This is a genomic window from Blautia sp. NSJ-175, assembly GCF_022867815.1.
GTDB classification, from domain to species: Bacteria; Bacillota; Clostridia; order Lachnospirales; family Lachnospiraceae; genus Blautia; species Blautia celeris.
The window spans coordinates 282,834-300,153 of the sequence record NZ_JALIFQ010000005.1; the positions used below are offsets into that span (position 1 = coordinate 282,834).

Consider the following 17,320-nt stretch of genomic DNA (forward strand, 5'->3'; position numbering starts at 1 on the left):
TCCTATTTTATATGTTCATGAGTAAAAAGATGATCCTGACAGTATTCGTAATTGCCGTTGCATTTGGAACAGAAGCGGAACTCCAGGTTATCCCCGTCCTTCTCTGTCCTGCCGCATATGGCGCATTTATGCTTTGTCACACCCGGTGCCATTTTGGGATGGACTGCCTTTTGGAACTGCTGCCGCCTGTGTACTTCTTTCGGATTGATATGGCTGTAATTCCTGGTGGCAAAAAAGAACACGATAAAGTTCAGCAGGGACGCGATGATCATCATCCTGATGGACCAGATCGGTGTCTGTATAAAATTATAGACCAGGTATACAACATCCAGATACGCCAGCCATTTGATCTTCACCGGAATCACAAAGTACAGAAGAAGCTGCATATCCGGGTAACTGGCTGCAAAAGCCAGGAAAATGGACAGGTTGATATAATATGTGGAGATCGCTGCCATTCCGTAAAGGGAATTCATGGGTCCCTGAATAAAATAGAGCAGAAATGCACCGATGATAGTGCTTAAAATACCTCCTAAGATATAGACATTGTACCTGAAATCCCCCCATGTCTTCTCCAGTGAAGTTCCCAGGGAATAGTAAAGTGCAAGCATGATGATGGTAAAAATATTAAGCCCGGAGGGCGGAATCAAAAGCCAGCTCACAAGTCTCCATATCTGTCCGTGCAGAATGTGGCCGGGGCTCAGCATCAGATAAGCGCTGAAAGGAATTCCGGTAACTGTGCCCAGAAAAGAAAGTACATATCCGATCACATAAAGCAGGATGATGTACTTTGTCAGATTTCTGATAGCAAAACGACCGCATTTCCTTTCCATTTTGTTCAAAAAATTCATATATTCTCCTCGTTTCTGATATCAGTATTCCCCCCTCAGGGAAACTCTTCCAATTAGAAAAGGTTTTTCTTGGAGAAGATCAATGCAACCAGTAAGCTCAGAACCAGGGACAGCACAATGACGATCACAAACCCATAAGGGCTCCCCGCAAAAGGCATCCCCGATGTGTTCACATTCATACCGTATGCACTGAATATCATGGTCGGAATCGACATGACAATGGTTACGGTTGCCAGAAACTTCATGACAATATTCAGATTGTTGGAAATAACAGAGGCAAAGGCATCCATCATTCCGGAAAGAATACCGCTGTAAATATTGGCCATCTCAATGGCCTGCTTATTCTCCACAATGACGTCCTCCAAAAGGTCCGTGTCATCGGGATACTGTTTGATCCGTTCCACTTTCAAAAGCTTCTCCAGCACCACCTCATTGGAACGCAGGGATGTGGTAAAGTACACCAGGGACTTTTCCAGCTCCAGAAGCTCGATCAGCTCCTGGTTCCTGGTAGAAGCGTGAAGCTTCCCTTCCACTTCCTCGCTCTTTTTATCTATGATGCGCAGATAATGCAGGAACATACTGGCATTGTTATATAAGATCTGCAGGATAAATCTGGTCTTCATATAAGTATAAAAGTTCCGCACGCGGCCGTCCATAAATTTACCCAGCACTGAGATATCCTCCAGACACACAGTGAAGATCATTTCATTGGTCACAATGATGGACAGAGGGATGGTTCCGTACCAGTCCTTTTCGCCCCTCTCCTCAATGATGGGGGTGTCAACCAGGATGAGTGTGTAATTGTCCTCCACCTCTATACGGGAGCGCTCTTCCTCATCCAGAGGTGCACGCAGATCGTCCACCTCTATCTGGTACTTGTTGGAAATCTCAAAAATCTCTGTTGCTGTCGGATCTGTGAGAGCGATCCAGCATCCCTCGCTGGCTTCCTCCACCTGATGCATTTTTCCGTCTATCGTTTTAAAAATTCTGATCATGTTATCTCCCTTCACGCCCCATAAACGGGCGCAAAGATATCAGATGCGCCTGCCTATGGGGTTTCTACTCTTTATTTTGCTTTCTTGATTCGTATTCCCGGGACAAGGCCCACCTTCCATGATAACACTTCCTTTCTCCTATTCTTCCTCACATTTGTGGAAAATAATACTGTTTGGTGTCTCCACCTTCAAAGGTTTCCCCTTCATAACCAACAGCTTGTTTTCATAATCAATGGTAAATGTGGTGATAGAGTTGGACTCATGGTTCACCACTGCCAGATGTTTCCCGTCCGGGAATACATCCAGATCCTTTGGATACTCGCCGCTGATGGGCAGTATAAACTGTTTTTCCAGACTGCCGGTCTCCTCATCCACTTTGTACATGGAAACCGTATCTTCACCTGCTGTGGAGCAGAAGAGATACTCACCGTCCGGTGACAGGCACATGCCGGATGTGGCATCGTGCGTCTCATCATCGTGGGATACCAGCGTGCTCTCTGTCTGAATCAGCTCGAAAACAGGATTCTTGCCGCTTCCGTCGTAGCGGTATACCTGCACCTCATTGCTCAGCTCAAAATTCAGGAATGCATATTTGCCGTTGGGACTGAATTTGATCAGTCTCGGTCCGGACTCCCTCACACAGCGCAGTACATCCACAAGCTCCAGCTTGCTGGTCCTGTTATTGACACGGTAGATCTTCATCTGGTCAATTCCGTTGTCCACTGCACAGAGATATTTTCCGTCCGGTGTAGGACGCACACAGCTTACATGGGGACGGAAGTTTCTCTCCGCCACGCTTCCCAGTCCTCTGTGGAATACCCCGTCCATGACGCTTCCCAGGCGTCCGTCCCTGTGGGTATGTACCACGGTAACCTTACCGTCGTGATAACCTGCCACATAGAGATATTTTCCTTCCTTGTCGGTGGACAGGTGGCAGCCTCTCATTCCGTCAATGTCTACTTTATTAATAAAGGTAAGATCTCCGTCCGGATCAATTGAAAATACGGCAACTCCTTCGTCGGCAATGGAATAGAGATATTTCCCATTTAATGATATGGCCAGGTGGGAGGAATTATTTACAGGAATGACTTTTCGCTCTGTAAGTGTCCCCTCTTCTACATTTACATCATATAAATGGATTCCGATACTGCTTCCATGGGTATACGTTCCAACATATGCAACATACTTCTCTTTCATTTATGCAATACCCTCCTGTTTTATTCTGATTCTCCCCGGTTGGCGGAATTTTCAGCCGCTATCCGTGGTCTAACGACATTCTACCACAAACTTTTTCTTTATACAATGCAATTCCCGCTAAATTCGCAACATTTATGTTGACAAGGTTTGTGTGTTTAGTATAATGAAATTCAGAGTCTTTCCACGGTCAGGCCGGTTTTACGGGACAGATTCTGCATTTATTTCATATCACGTAAAGGAGAACGCGAATGAACCATACACTGGTGGATTTAATTGACATTTCCAAAGGATTTGGCGATCAGATTGTTCTGGACAAGCTGAATCTCTCCATCCGGGAAAATGAATTTCTTACCCTTCTAGGCCCCAGCGGCTGCGGTAAGACAACCACTCTCCGTATCCTGGGCGGTTTTGAAACGCCGGATTTCGGACAGGTTATTTTTGACGGAGAGGATATTACCAATCTTCCGCCCAATAAGCGAAATCTGAACACCGTATTCCAGAAATACGCCCTGTTCTCCCACATGAATATAGAAGAAAATATTGCTTTTGGTTTAAAAATTGCCGGAAAGAGCAACGCTTATATCAAAGACAAGATCAAATACGCACTGAAACTGGTAAATCTTGAGGGCTTTGAAAACCGTCTGCCTGACTCTTTAAGCGGCGGCCAGCAGCAGCGTGTAGCCATAGCCCGCGCCATTGTAAATGAACCGCGTCTTCTGCTATTGGATGAGCCTCTGGGCGCTCTGGATCTGAAGCTGCGCCAGGACATGCAGTATGAGCTGATCCGCCTGAAAAATGAGCTGGGCATTACCTTTATCTACGTGACCCACGATCAGGAAGAAGCACTTACCATGTCAGACACCATCGTGGTCATGAACCAGGGATATATCCAGCAGATGGGGTCCCCTGAAGATATCTACAATGAGCCGCAGAACGCATTTGTAGCCGACTTTATCGGCGAGAGTAATATTATAGAAGGTACTATGCTTGAGGACAGGCTGGTGAAGATCCTGGGTGCCAAGTTCCCCTGTGTGGACGAAGGCTTTGGCCGCAACAGACCCGTTGACGTTGTCATCCGGCCCGAGGATGTGGACCTGGTGAAGCCTGAGGAGGGCACGATCCAGGGGGTTGTCTCCCATCTGATCTTCAAAGGCGTCCACTATGAAATGGAAGTCCAGGCAAACGGGTTTGAATGGCTGGTACACAGCACAGACATGTTCCCGGTAGGCCAGAAAGTCGGTATCCATGTGGACCCCTTCGACATCCAGATCATGCACAAGCCGGTATCGGAGGACGAGGAGGCCATAGGAGTGAATGAATAGAAAAAAATTACTGACCGGACCTTATTTTTTCTGGGCCGTGGCCTTTATCCTGATTCCCCTCGCCATGGTCTTATATTATGGTCTGACAGATGTGGACGGCCATCTGACTTATGAAAATCTTCTGGCCATCGGAACAGTGGAGAATTTCAAGGCCCTGTGCCTCTCCCTGCTGCTCTCCATTGTCAGTACAGCCATCTGTCTGTTGTTAGCCTACCCTCTTGCCATGATTTTATCCGGCATGAAGGTAAATCAGACCAGTTTTATTGTGTTGATCTTCATCCTGCCCATGTGGATGAATTTTCTGCTGCGCACCATGGCCTGGCAGACCCTGCTGGAGAAAAACGGCGTCATCAACCAGCTTCTGGGCTTTCTGCACCTGCCCTCCATCCAGCTCATCAACACGCCCTATGCCATCATCCTGGGTATGGTGTACAACTTCCTGCCTTTCATGGTGCTGCCCCTCTACAATGTGCTGTCCAAGATTGACAAGGACGTCATCTTCGCCGCCAGAGATCTGGGGGCCACGGAACTGTATACCTTCCGGAAGATCATCTTCCCTCTCAGCCTTCCCGGCGTGGTGAGCGGTGTCATCATGGTATTTGTGCCTGCTCTCACCACATTTGTCATCTCCGATCTGTTGGGCGGAAGCAAGATCCTGCTCATCGGAAATGTCATTGAACAGAAGTTCAAACAGGGCAGCAACTGGCATGTGGGAAGCGGACTTTCTCTGGTTCTGATGGTCTTTATCCTGATCAGCATGGTGGTCACCACCAAGTATGACAAAGACGGACAAGGAGGTATGTTCTGATGAAGAAGACAGCCAGAAATATATATTTGGCGCTTATTCTGATCCTCATGTACGCGCCGATCGTGACACTTATGATCCTCTCCTTCAATGCCTCCAAATCGCGCTCCAAATGGGGCGGATTTACCCTGCAGTGGTATAGCTCCCTGTTCCGGGATGATGCCATTATGAGTGCCCTTTACAACACCCTTGTCATTGCATTTTTATCGGCAATACTGGCGACTCTCATCGGAACCTGTGCTTCCATCGGCATTAATTCCATGAAGAGCAGATGGCGTACGGTATTTATGGGAGTCACCAATATTCCCATACTGAATTCTGACATTGTGACCGGTATTTCCCTCATGCTTCTGTTTATTGCATGCAGGTTTACCCTGGGCTTTTCCACCATTTTAATGGCACACATAACCTTCAATATCCCCTATGTGATCCTGAGCGTTATGCCGAAGCTGAAGCAGACCAACAAGAGCACTTATGAGGCCGCCAGAGACCTGGGCGCAGGCCCTTTCCAGGCATTTATGAAGGTAGTGTTCCCGGATATCCTTCCCGGTGTGCTGTCAGGATTTCTCATGGCTTTTACCATGTCCCTGGATGATTTTATCATCACGCATTTTACCAAGGGACCCGGGGTGGATACCCTGTCCACCAAGATATATTCCGAGGTGCGGAAGGGCATCCGGCCGGAGATGTACGCGCTCTCCACTCTGCTCTTTTTATCTGTCATGGTCATTATGATCCTGGTAAATTCAGCCCCCAAAGAGCCGGATAAAAAGCTCAGCTTAGAGCTTGAAAATGAAAAGAAGAAGCTCCCTCTGCGCCAGGTCATTCCGGCAGCACTTGTCATCCTTGTGGCAGGCGCAGGATTTCTTTTCCATCTGGGAAGCAAAGGAAGCGTGTCAGACGAAAAGCTGATCGTGTATAACTGGGGGGAATATCTGGACCCTGAGGTCATAGATATCTTCGAGGAGGAGACCGGTATAACCGTCACCTATGAGGAGTACGAGACCAATGAGATCATGTATCCGAAAATCATGTCAAAGGCCATTGCCTACGATGTGGTCTGCCCCTCTGATTATATGATCCAGCGTATGCGGGAGAACGATCTGCTGGCCAAGATCAACTGGGACAATGTGCCCAACATTAAGAACATTGACCCCACCTATATGGAACAGTCCAGGAGCTTTGACCCGGAAAACGAATACTCAGTGCCCTACTGTGTCGGCACTGTGGGCATTCTCTACAACAAGACCATGGTCAAAGAAAAGGTGGATAGCTGGGATATCCTCTGGGATGAAAAATACAGGGACAGTATCCTCATGCAGGATTCCGTCCGGGATGCCTTCGCGGTTGCCCTGAAGCGCAGGGGATATTCCCTGAACTCCGTAGTCGTGGACGAGCTGATCCAGGCCACGGATGATCTGATCGCCCAGAAACCTCTGGTCCAGGCCTATGTGGTAGACCAGGTCAGGGATAAGATGATCGGAAATGAGGCTGCGCTGGGCGTTATCTATTCCGGCGAAGCCCTCTATACCCAAAGGGAGAACCCGAATCTGGAATATGTGATTCCCAAAGAGGGGACTAACGTATGGATTGATTCCTGGGTGATCCCATCCAATGCGCAGAATAAGGAAAACGCGGAAAAATTCATCAATTTCCTCTGCCGCCCGGATATTGCGCTGATGAACTTTGAGTACATCACCTACGCAACACCAAACAAAGCTGCCAGAAATCTGATCGAGGATGACAGCATCCGAAACAGCAGAGTGCTCTTCCCCGAAGCAGAAGATCTGAAGGGAAGCGAGACCTTCCAGTTCCTGGGCGATGAAGCAGACTCATACTACAATGAACTGTGGAACAAGGTAAAATCCAAGTAACCGGGAAGGCATTGCCGTACGGCTTATGCGGAACCTTTTCTGCAGCCAAACAGGAGTTTTTATGAATCGGACATTGATCTACAAGATAGAAGAAAAGGATTCCCCCTGCACGGTGGAATCCTTTTTAAAAGCCAGGGGATATTCCCGGCAGATTATCATTCAATTGAAAAAAAACGATGACGGCATAACGGTAAACGGCAGATGGGCCTATGTCAAGACCATGCTCCGTACCGGGGATGAGCTGAAGATCTTTCTGAAGGAAACGCAGTCCTCAGAGCATATCCGGCCGGTTTTGCTGCCCTTAACGAACGTCTGGGAGGATGAGGATATTCTGGTTCTCAATAAGCCCGCCGATATGCCGGTACATCCCTCCGTCAACAATTATGACAATACCCTCGCCAATGCAGTAGCGCATTATTACCGGTCGGCCGGAGAAGAATTTATCTTTCGCTGCATCAACCGCCTGGACCGGGATACCACCGGCCTATTGATCGTGGCTAAAAATGCTCTGAGCGCCTCCGTATTGTCCTCGCAGATGAAAAAGCGGCAGATCCACAGGACTTATCTGGCACTCTGCGACGGTATCCTCCCGTCGTCTCAGGGGACCATAGACGCTCCCATTGCCAGAAAGGAAGGTTCGGCCATTGAGCGGTGTGTGGATCTTGAAAGAGGAGAACGGGCAGTCACACACTACAAAGTGCTGGAAACACGCCGCCATGTAACACTGGCCGAGCTTCATCTGGAGACAGGGCGCACCCACCAGATCCGGGTGCACATGCAGTATCTGGGCGCCCCGCTGCTTGGGGATTATCTCTATCATCCGGATTTCACCTGCATATCCAGGGTTGCCCTGCACTCCTCTGCGCTTGCGTTTACCCATCCCATTACCCGGGAACCCATGCAGTTTCGTGTACCGCTGCCCAAGGACATGGCAGAGGCATTTTATCAAGCCGGATATGGCAGCATCTGAAAAACCGTTCCCGACATGTAACTTTCTGTTTCATTCTCTTCCAGAAGTGCTATAATGAGAATTATAAACTATATCATGTATTTATAACGGTAAACTGTTCTTCCGTCAAAAGCCTGAACAGTCTCACCGGCATCTATCAAGGGAGGAATTCAAATGACTAAAGTTAAGATTGAACCGGGAATCTGTAAATTTTCCACTCTCGTCACTGCCACTGCATCAGAGGATGAAGAGACGGAAGTCACCATCAAAGTCGCAAGCGGCTGTCCCAGTGTGAAGAAAATGATGGAAGAACTGGGAAGTACCTTTGATGCCTACGAAGTCTGTCTTGTAAAACCAGGATCCGGACCCTTCTTCGAGTATGCCAACAAAAACTTTCCGGTACACTCGGGATGCCCGATCATTGCGGGAATCACCAAATGCATTGAGGCTGAGGCCAATCTTGCATTGAAGGCAGATGCCTCCATCAAGTTCCTGGACAACGAATAAAAGGAAATCTCCTGGCGCCAATGGATACCAAATAGGATACCGCACATAGATATCCTATGGCGCACAAAAGCCGGGCGGAACACAATATTCCGCCCGGCTTTTACACGATAACAGCCTGTTGCCGCTGTCACTTTACAGCATTCTGATTCTCGGCACCTCATCAATATGAAGATATCTTCCCAGAGTCTTCACAATGATATCATGATTGATATAGTGGTTCTGGTTGGTCACCATAACAGCACCCACAACACCCACTTCCTCCACGCGTACCGGGAAGCCTCCGCCCATGCAGGAAAATTCTTTTGGGTCCAGAGCAATGTCAACCATGGTCTCCTCGCTTTTCTGCAGTTCAGTGTACACCAGAAGACTGCTCTTCTCCAGTGTGCGGACCGTGTTGAACGTTCTGTCCATCCAGCGGTCATTGTTCAGATTGGTTGTATTCCCCGCGTATTTGAATACTGTGTATCCGTTATTTCTGCGGATGGATACAGCACAGTCCAGACCTCTTCGTCTGCTCTCTGCCACAAGCATCAGCCCCAATTCCCATGCGTCCTCGTTGGTAAAATGTGAAAACTGGAGTATCTCCTCCTGCATACTGAGTACGGTGATCACTTCATCCATTGTCATATACATTCCCTCCTGTACAATTTTCAATTATATGCCGCCGTGTGTCCCCGGCGCGGCTTAACGGATCCTATCCGGAAATCCCACTTTTCTCTGTACCTTGCGCAGGGTTTTATTGGCAAAGTAGCTGGCTTTCTCAGCATTTTCCTTGATAATGGAATCAATGTATGACTTATCTTTTTCCAGTCTTGCAACCTCATCCTGCAGAGGTTTCAGAACACTTACCACGGCCTCACCCACAGCCATTTTCAAGTCACCGTATCCTTTTCCTTCAAACTCGCGCAGCGCTTCATCGGTGGTCTTTTCTGTACATGCGCAGTAGATATCCAGCAGGTTTTTCAGCCCCGGCTGCTCATCCCTGTAGGCGATACATGCCTCAGAATCTGTCACGGCACGTTTGCATTTGCGCATGATGGTGTCCGGGTCATCCATGAGGTAGATGCTTCCGTTTGGATTCTCATCTGACTTGGACATCTTCTTGGACGGCTCCTGAAGGCTCATGATCTTGGCCCCCACTTTGCCGATATATGCCTCCGGAACTGTGAACACATCCCCGTAAATGTTGTTAAATCGGATGGCAATGTCACGTGTCAATTCCAGATGCTGCATCTGGTCAATTCCCACCGGAACCACATCTGCCTGATACAGCAGGATATCAGCCGCCATCAGTACCGGGTAGGTGAAAAGTCCTGCGTTGATATTGTCCGCATGTTTGGCGGATTTGTCCTTAAACTGTGTCATACGGCTCAGCTCACCCATATAGGTAAAGCAGTTTAAGATCCATGAAAGCTCTGCATGTCCTGATACATGGGACTGGTAATAAATACAGTTTTTCTTCGGGTCCAATCCTGCCGCAATATATAAAGTCAGAAGCGCACGGGCTCTCTTGCGAAGAGTAGCCGGGTCCTGGCGCACTGTGATGGAATGCATGTCCACTACACTGTAAAAGCACTCATATTCATCACTCAATGTCACCCAGTTTTTCAGCGCTCCCAGATAATTTCCAAGTGTCAGGTTTCCGGTTGCCTGCATACCGCTGAATAATACTTTTTTATCGTTAATCATTTTAATGTCCTCCAGAAATTTACTACGATAAATTGTATCATTCTGCCCGTACAAAGTCAAATCTTTATAATCAAATCCCTATAAAATGGTCCACTGGGAGGGAGAATATCAGTCCTTTTGCCTCTGTCTTCAGACCGCATGCTGTGTTGACAGCCTGCATGATCCTGGTATACGCGTCAATACCGGACAAAATCATGACCACATCCTTCTCTCCCTGCAGTCTTATCCCCAGAAAGGAAGAGGCATCCTCATCGTGCAGGGAACGGGCATGAAATACCGTACCCCCTGTGGCATCCGCCGCTTTTGCGGCAACCATCACCTGATCCTGAAAGCCGTGGTCCACCACTGCAACCACCAGTTCATATTTTCTTTCCGCCTGCTCCATATACTCCTCCTTTTCCGCGCCCCGGAACAAAACTTTCTGCTGGAATAATGTACTGATACCGCTCAATGGAATTGTGAACATAATACCATGTCCAGGTTTCTTGATATTGATTTTCGCGGCTATTTCATTCATGATATCACGTTCCATACAGGCCGGCAGGAAGCAGAACAGCAATTCCTTGTCTGTCTCCCCGATTCCCAGATAATCCAGAAGCTCACTTCCCGCAGTTCCAAGCGCCAGTGTCCCGCATGTAAAGCAGATCTGACGGCTTCTGCAGATATCAGCTACTAGCCTGCCCTTTCCACGGTTAACAATAGCGACCAAACATTTTACTTTTTGTTTACTCATCTGAAACCTCCTCAAAGGCAAGAATCCCATCCTCTTCCTGAGCTGAAGATACTGCCCTTTTCTTTCTCCTCATCATCAATCCCAGAATTTGAATGGTAACAAGCGGTGTCATGGCAACCATTGCCACGATTCCAAAGGCATCCATCATCACATCCCCGCCCAGGCTTTCACACGCCCCCATTGCCAGAGGCAGCAGAAAGGTTGCCGTCATGGGCCCGCTGGCCACTCCGCCGGAATCAAAGGCGATGCCGGTAAACACCTTCGGCACAAAAAAGCTCAGCAGCAGAGCAGTGAAATAGCCCGGAATAAGAAAATACATGATGCTGATTCCCGTCAGCACACGAAGCATGGCGATTCCCAGTGAAATCCCCACACCCACAGAGAGGGAATAGAGCATCCCCTTAGAGGAAATAGCACCGGATGACACCTCCTCCACCTGGCGGTTCAGCACATGTACCGCAGGCTCTGCCTTTACAATGTAAAACCCTATAACCATGCCCACAGGCACCAAAACCCAGTTATAGGACAGGGCCGCCAGCTCGGAACCGATAAAATATCCCGCCGGCATAAATCCCACATTGACACCGCACAAAAACAGGATCAGCCCCATATAAGTATACAGAGTTCCCACCAGTATTTTAATGACCGATTTCTTTTTAAAGTACCTGGTTATCATCTGGAAGAAAAAGAAAAAGCAGAGAATGGGAAACAATGCCTTACTCACCTCCCTGACATACCGGGGCATCTCTGCCAGGAATGTCTTAGCCACGTCCTTTGTGGTCTCAACATGCACCATCTGAAAAGGCGTATAGGAAGCCCCTTTAGGGTGATACAGAATTCCCAAAAGCAGAACTGCAAGAATAGGACCGATACTGCCCAGAGCAACCAGACCAAAACTGTCCTCCTCCGCGTGGCTGTTCCTCATATGAGCCATGCCGATCCCCAGCGCCATGATGAACGGAACGGTAATAGGTCCGGTGGTAACGCCCCCGCTGTCAAAAGCCACTGCCATAAAGCTGTCCATAGAAAAAAACGCCAGGATAAAGACAACTATGTAAAAGAAGATCAGCATATACTTCAAATCCACGCCAAAGGTAATACGTATCCATGAAAACATCAGAAAGAGTCCCACACCGCAGGCCACAGTCCAGATAAGTATCTGATCCGGTATGCCGGGAACCTGATGTGCCAGAACAGTCAGGTCAGGCTCTGCAATGGTAACTATAAATCCGATTGCAAAGGTAACAAGAAACATAACCAGCTTTTTCTTTGATGACACAAGAGCATTACCAATACCGTCCCCCATAGGCATCATGGACATATCCGCTCCCAGTGAAAAAAATCCCATACCCACCACAAGCAGAACCGCCCCCAGCACAAACAGCAGAATGGTCCCTATGGGCATGGGCGTGATCGTGATACTTAACAAAAATACAATGCAGGTGATAGGCAGTACAGAGGATAATGCCTCATTGATCTTCTCTTTTAATTTTGTCATCCATTCACCTCTTTTCTAATAAATATTATGCGCGTGCGGCTCTCTGTGACTTTACGCAGATGCATTCATTTCATACTTAATTTCAGGGTTTCATTGATTCAGATAAGATGAATAGCAAAAGAATGTTAAGAATATAAGAAAAACAGAATTTATAGATAAAGTTTAGCATAAATACTTTCTCATTTCAATTGTTTATTTCAATGAAGTAAAAAAGCGGGTTACAATTCAGTCTTTCTGCTTCACAGCGGCAAAAGGATGCTGCCCTCAAAAGGCATGCATCCTGTCCGCCGCGTACCCGCCGGTCAGCCAGAAGCATGCCCAGAACCAGACACGTTTCTCCCCCGCCAGGTAAAGGCCGCTGTCCCCCAAAAAGCAGATGACCCCCAGCAGTAAGATCCAGGACAATAATATCCCCGCCAAAACTTCCGCTGTACCTGCATTTTTTTCCCATCTGTACCCCACAGCATATAGCAGCCAGGCCATAACACAGTATTTCAGGCAGGAAAAGAACGGGCGGAGTACAAGCAGATCCAGACTTGTCTTTTTCGTCTGAAGCAGCAGTTCCAGATTATTCTGTATCTGCTGTATGGTCTGTCTCCAAAAGTTAAAATCCGACCATTTTGTAGGCATCATATCCCTGGTCACTCCAAGAGAGGGCCGAAAAAGCCAGTAAAACAGAACTGCCATAAGAACGGGCACTGCATACATGCCTGCTGTCCGTATTCTGGTGTTTCTCTGCCTCCCGTCTTTCCCGGCGCGTGTCCGCAGACTGCGGGAATGCATTTTCCGGCATGCATCTGCCGTCCTGCCGGCCATTCTCAAAAATATGATCAGAGGAAGAAGAAATACCAGAAGCTCTGCGCACACTGCAAAATACCTCCACGGCTGGACTTTTCCCTGTATCCCATGGCGCATCAGAAATGCCTGCACCGGACTTTCCAGGGAATCTCCCTCCGTGTTCGCCTCATACGCTATGGTGTCCAGAACGCTGTCCCCCTCCTTTTCTGCCTGTACGGCGGCAGTCCCCTCCATCCCTCTCAAGATCCCACGGACCGTCAGGGTCCTTCCCCGATAGGAAATCTCTTCCCCCATCACATATTTACTTCCGAAAAGTCTGCAGGCCAAATCCTCGGACAAAAGACAGCCATCCTCATCCTCCTCATACAGAGGTGCCGTGGCCGCAAGAAGCCCCTGTGTATCTCCCAGAACCTCTATGACAGAAGCCTGCTCCATTCTGTCCAGTTTCTCATTTTCCAGAACCTCCTCTTCCCGCTCTCCCCAAAATATACAGGAATCGGGGAACTCCTGCTCTGACTCCTCCTGCCGGATGGAATCCGCCTCCGCCGGGGACCAGGTACCCTTCGTCTTTCTTACGGAAACCCCTTCGCTGTATTTTTCTGTACCGGCTGCAGCGGCTTTTGCCAAAAAACAGCATAAAAGCAGCAGCCCTAAAATCCCAAGTCTGCAGACAGCCTTCCTTCCCCCTCTCATGGTTCCCGCAGGCGCACTCTGCTGCCCGCATCTATGGTCCTGTCAGATTCTGTGATCACCCGGTCATCCGGCAGAAGACTGCCGCTTTCCAGGGCAGCATAGGAACTGTTTTTGTCCTTCACCGCCACATCCTTTCTCACGGCTGTCAGCTCTGTTCCCAGGACCGTCTTTTTTTCCTCCGCCACCAGAACATAATATTTTGAATTTTCCACATGCAGAGCCTCCACGGGAATACAGTTATCCTGTACCTTTGTTCTGCGCATACAGGTCATGGTGGCTGCCGTGCCAATCTCCATGGAATCTGCGGGGAGCAGAACCGTCACATTGAGTTTTGTCTTGTCCTCCGCATCCGGTGTAATGCTCTCCACCTCCAGATTTTCTATGTCCTTTTTACTGCCCTCCGCGGACAGCTTAACAGGATCTTTTCTGGCTATATATTTTTCCAGACTCTTGTCGATCTGCGCCACAAACCTGCATCCGGAGCTTACATCCGCCAGTGTCATAAGCGCCGTATCCGGTGTATTGTCACCTGCCCCCACTCTCACTTCCGTCACAACCCCCTTCACCGGTGACAGAATCTGCCCCTGATCCTCTTTCAGCTTCTCCAGCTTCTCAAGACTCTTTTTCTTAGCGTCCAGATCCAGCGCATTGATCTTCTCCGTACTGTCACTGCCATCCGAAGCCTCCGCATCCTCCAGCGCTCTCTGGGCCTGTGTCTGGCTGTCCTCTTTTGCCTTTTCCGCCTCCTGGCAGGCCTGTCTTTTCGCCTCGATGTCAGCCAGAAGCTGCTCTTCCCGGGCTTTGGCACTCTGTTCCCCGGCAGTCTGCCCCAGACTTTCGGCCTCTGCAAGGGCACTTCGTGCCTCCTCAAGAGCCTGCTTTGCTGCCTCCGCGTCCTCTCTTGCCGCTGCAAGCTCCCGGGCATTCTCCTCTTCTATGCGTGTCCTGATCTCTTCTTTCTGTGCCTCAGTCAGAGAACCGTTTTCTTCCTCCGCGGCGCCAATCTCTTTTAAGATCTCTTCCTCAATTTTCTCCCACAGGGCGTCTGCTTTGGCTTCAAGGACGGAGAGTGCTTCCTCCCTCTCCTTACACAGCTCCTGCAGAGTGGAAACCGTCAGCTCCTCACCGCCGCTCTCTTCCTGCCCGGCCTGATAAAATTCCTCCAGCTCTGCCTCCGCCCGGGCAAGCGATGCCTGTGCCTGGGCCACGCGGTTTCCGCCTTCCGTCTCGGCCCTGTCGTAATCCTCTCTGGCCCTCTGGGCCTGTACGGATTTTTTCTGCTGTTCGGATTGCTTCCTGCTTCCGAGATCCTGGTTGTTCAGCTCCAGCTTCTTTATCTCCGTATTCAGATTCTCAATCTGTTCCTCAATATCTGCCATCCTAAGCTGCATGAGAAGCTCCCCTTCTTCCACCTGGCTGCCCTGTGCCGCATACAGCGTCTCCACCATGATATTTGGCTCTGTGCTTATGGCCTTCTCCAGATTCTCTTTTACCGTCCCCTCACCCACCACAGGGTGCTCAATCGCCTTTGAGGACATATTCTCCACATCCACCTGCGCTATGGTCACACTGTCGGCAGCTCTTGATATGACCGTAAATGCCATCATCATGACCAGAAAAACGGCAAGCATAAAAAATGCTTTTTGTCTCAGGCTTTTTCTCCCTTTTCCTCGTATCATCTCTCCACCTCTATTCCTTCACTGCCGCTGCCACGATCCCCTGTTCCAGATAATCCTGCCCGCCCAAAAAAATGAAAAGAGCCGGCAGAAGAACCACCACGGAAGCCGCAAACGCTGCCGGCGCTTCCAAAAGCCCGATATCCGGCAGATACAGGGAAAGGGGCCATAATTCTTTATTTTTCAAAAATGTAAGGGGCTGTTCAATGAGATTCCAGCACTCCAGAAATCCCAGTACCATGGCGGAACAGATACCCCCGGATCCCAAGGGAAGCCCCAGATGCAGGAATATCTTCCACTCTCCTGCCCCGTCTATCCTTGCAGATTCCACCACAGCCTCCGGTATGCCCGTAAAGAACCGGTACATGATAAACACCGGAAATGTGGAGAACGCCCCCGGAAGGATCACTGCCCAGAGGGTATCCATAAGCCCCATCTGATCTAGCACCAGATAATTGGAGAGCATGGTCACCTGGAAGGGCATCATCATCAGTGTCACATACACGGTGAACACTGCTCTCTTAAACGGAAATTCAAATCTGGCAAATCCCCATGCCGCAGGCACACCTGCCAGGAGCTGTCCCAAAAGGATTCCTGCTGTAATACGAACGGAATTCCAAAACATTATAAAATATCCGGGAGAATCCAGCAAAAGTTCCACATATGCCCGCAGGGTGGGATACATGGGAAAGAGACGAAATGCCGCGTACCCATCCCCTTTTGCCAGAACCGGCGCCAGATATCCGGCCAGCTCCTGCTTTCCCATCAGGGAACCTGCCGCAAGAAACAACACCGGATACGCTGCCAGCAGTGCAAAGAATCCCAGAATAACCAAAATAACTTTCTTCATTCCTCCATCAACCCTCTCTCCAGGCTCTCTGCAGAAGCAGGATAAGTATCAGAACAGCCAGAAACGTAAGCACTGCCCCGGCTGCCATCTTATCAAGCGAAAGCTCCCTGAACCAGTTGTTAAACACATGCTGCAGCAGATACATACTGTCATGGGGATAATCCCCGGCCACCAGATATGCCTCCCGGAACACCTTAAAGGAATTCAGGAAAGAGAGCACCGTGATGGTATAGAATACAGGCAGAAGATTCGGCAGTGTGATCCTGAAAAAGCAGTCCAGACTGCCGGCACCATCCACCCTTGCCGCCTCATACAGATTGTCCGGTATAGCAGCCAGACCTGCACTCCACAGTATAATGTCATACCCCATATTCTTCCACAGATAACTGACAACCAGCACCCAGAACGCTGCGCTGCTGTTCATCCAGTCCATTGACGGCAGGCGCACCATACTGCAGAAGGCACTCAAAAACCCCTGGCTGTGAAATAAAAACTTCCATAAAAGTACTATGGACGCCACCGGGACCGCCATGGGAATCAGATAAAAGTTTTTCAAAAGCTTCCCCCTTTTCCCTGCGCCTGTGAGCAGCACCGCGATTCCCAGGGAGAGAAGCAGCAGAACCGGAATACAGATAAACGCAAACCGCATGGTATTCTTCACTGCCAGCAGAAAGGCTGAATTGCGAAACAGCTCCAGATAATTGCCGATTCCTTTAAACTCCATCCCCATGGCATCCAGAAAGGACCGCCTGATCACATCCGCAAAGGGTATCAGGACAAACAGCGCCACACCGCCGAGGCTTGGCAGCAGAAAGACTGCTGCCACCCTGTTCTTTTTCCTTATTCCCGCTTTCTTTCTGCCGTGACGCCTCATTGCCTTCTCCCC

General features: G+C 49.2%; 16 protein-coding genes. 5 read left to right on the forward strand and 11 right to left on the reverse strand.

From position 1 onward, the window contains the following. Positions 1 to 2 precede the first annotated feature (2 nt). The 3 genes from MUB35_RS10515 to MUB35_RS10525 form a co-directional block, all read right to left on the reverse strand. Complete coding sequence (locus tag MUB35_RS10515) at positions 3 to 848, reverse strand: hypothetical protein (protein ID WP_244806172.1); 846 nt, start codon at positions 846 to 848, stop codon at positions 3 to 5. Between the two features lie 53 nt (positions 849 to 901). Then, positions 902 to 1,843, reverse strand: a complete 942-nt coding sequence (locus MUB35_RS10520; RefSeq protein WP_033142971.1) for a magnesium transporter CorA family protein — start codon at positions 1,841 to 1,843, stop codon at positions 902 to 904. A gap of 138 nt (positions 1,844 to 1,981) precedes the next feature. Beyond that, on the reverse strand, positions 1,982 to 3,040 hold the full coding sequence (locus tag MUB35_RS10525; RefSeq protein WP_033142970.1) for a lactonase family protein: 1,059 nt from the start codon (positions 3,038 to 3,040) through the stop codon (positions 1,982 to 1,984). A 248-nt stretch (positions 3,041 to 3,288) separates the two neighbouring features. On the opposite strand from MUB35_RS10525, the gene MUB35_RS10530 reads away from it, so the two are divergent. The 5 genes from MUB35_RS10530 (at position 3,289) to MUB35_RS10550 (ending at position 8,497) form a co-directional block, all read left to right on the forward strand. After that, the gene (locus tag MUB35_RS10530) at positions 3,289 to 4,362 is read left to right on the forward strand and encodes an ABC transporter ATP-binding protein (protein WP_018596301.1); all 1,074 of its coding nucleotides are present in this window, start codon (positions 3,289 to 3,291) and stop codon (positions 4,360 to 4,362) included. Beyond that, the gene (locus MUB35_RS10535) at positions 4,355 to 5,170 is read left to right on the forward strand and encodes an ABC transporter permease (RefSeq protein WP_033142969.1); all 816 of its coding nucleotides are present in this window, start codon (positions 4,355 to 4,357) and stop codon (positions 5,168 to 5,170) included. Before MUB35_RS10530 ends, MUB35_RS10535 begins: the two co-directional genes overlap by 8 nt. Further along, positions 5,170 to 7,041, forward strand: coding sequence for an extracellular solute-binding protein (locus tag MUB35_RS10540; RefSeq protein ID WP_244806173.1), 1,872 nt, complete (start codon positions 5,170 to 5,172; stop codon positions 7,039 to 7,041). Before MUB35_RS10535 ends, MUB35_RS10540 begins: the two co-directional genes overlap by 1 nt. A 61-nt stretch (positions 7,042 to 7,102) precedes the next feature. Then, a complete protein-coding gene (locus MUB35_RS10545) occupies positions 7,103 to 8,011 on the forward strand; it encodes an RluA family pseudouridine synthase (protein ID WP_244806174.1) in 909 nt (302 codons plus the stop codon). A gap of 153 nt (positions 8,012 to 8,164) precedes the next feature. Next, the gene (locus MUB35_RS10550; protein WP_033142966.1) at positions 8,165 to 8,497 is read left to right on the forward strand and encodes a DUF6951 family protein; all 333 of its coding nucleotides are present in this window, start codon (positions 8,165 to 8,167) and stop codon (positions 8,495 to 8,497) included. Positions 8,498 to 8,629: 132 nt separating this feature from the next. On the opposite strand, the gene MUB35_RS10555 is transcribed toward MUB35_RS10550, so the two are convergent. From MUB35_RS10555 to MUB35_RS10590, 8 genes are all read right to left on the reverse strand, one after another. Further along, the gene (locus MUB35_RS10555) at positions 8,630 to 9,124 is read right to left on the reverse strand and encodes a heme-binding protein (protein WP_033142965.1); all 495 of its coding nucleotides are present in this window, start codon (positions 9,122 to 9,124) and stop codon (positions 8,630 to 8,632) included. A gap of 57 nt (positions 9,125 to 9,181) precedes the next feature. Then, positions 9,182 to 10,186: a tryptophan--tRNA ligase gene (trpS, locus tag MUB35_RS10560; RefSeq protein ID WP_033142964.1), complete on the reverse strand. Its 1,005-nt coding sequence runs from the start codon at positions 10,184 to 10,186 to the stop codon at positions 9,182 to 9,184. A 70-nt stretch (positions 10,187 to 10,256) separates the two neighbouring features. Further along, positions 10,257 to 10,919 (reverse strand): hypothetical protein, encoded by a 663-nt coding sequence (locus MUB35_RS10565; RefSeq protein ID WP_244806175.1) that lies wholly within the window; start codon positions 10,917 to 10,919, stop codon positions 10,257 to 10,259. Further along, positions 10,912 to 12,417 carry a DUF1538 domain-containing protein gene (locus MUB35_RS10570; protein ID WP_033142962.1) on the reverse strand — a complete coding sequence of 502 codons (1,506 nt, stop codon included), beginning with the start codon at positions 12,415 to 12,417 and terminating at the stop codon, positions 10,912 to 10,914. The genes MUB35_RS10565 and MUB35_RS10570 overlap by 8 nt, the downstream gene beginning before the upstream one ends. Positions 12,418 to 12,681: 264 nt before the next feature. Further along, positions 12,682 to 13,908, reverse strand: a complete 1,227-nt coding sequence (locus tag MUB35_RS10575) for an ABC transporter permease (RefSeq protein ID WP_244806176.1) — start codon at positions 13,906 to 13,908, stop codon at positions 12,682 to 12,684. Continuing rightward, entirely contained in the window at positions 13,905 to 15,587 is a 1,683-nt protein-coding gene (locus MUB35_RS10580; protein WP_244806177.1) for an HlyD family efflux transporter periplasmic adaptor subunit, read from the reverse strand. Before MUB35_RS10580 ends, MUB35_RS10575 begins: the two co-directional genes overlap by 4 nt. A gap of 10 nt (positions 15,588 to 15,597) precedes the next feature. Beyond that, positions 15,598 to 16,434, reverse strand: a complete 837-nt coding sequence (locus tag MUB35_RS10585; protein ID WP_033142959.1) for a carbohydrate ABC transporter permease — start codon at positions 16,432 to 16,434, stop codon at positions 15,598 to 15,600. A 7-nt stretch (positions 16,435 to 16,441) separates the two neighbouring features. Beyond that, positions 16,442 to 17,308: a carbohydrate ABC transporter permease gene (locus MUB35_RS10590; RefSeq protein ID WP_244806178.1), complete on the reverse strand. Its 867-nt coding sequence runs from the start codon at positions 17,306 to 17,308 to the stop codon at positions 16,442 to 16,444. Positions 17,309 to 17,320 lie beyond the last annotated feature (12 nt).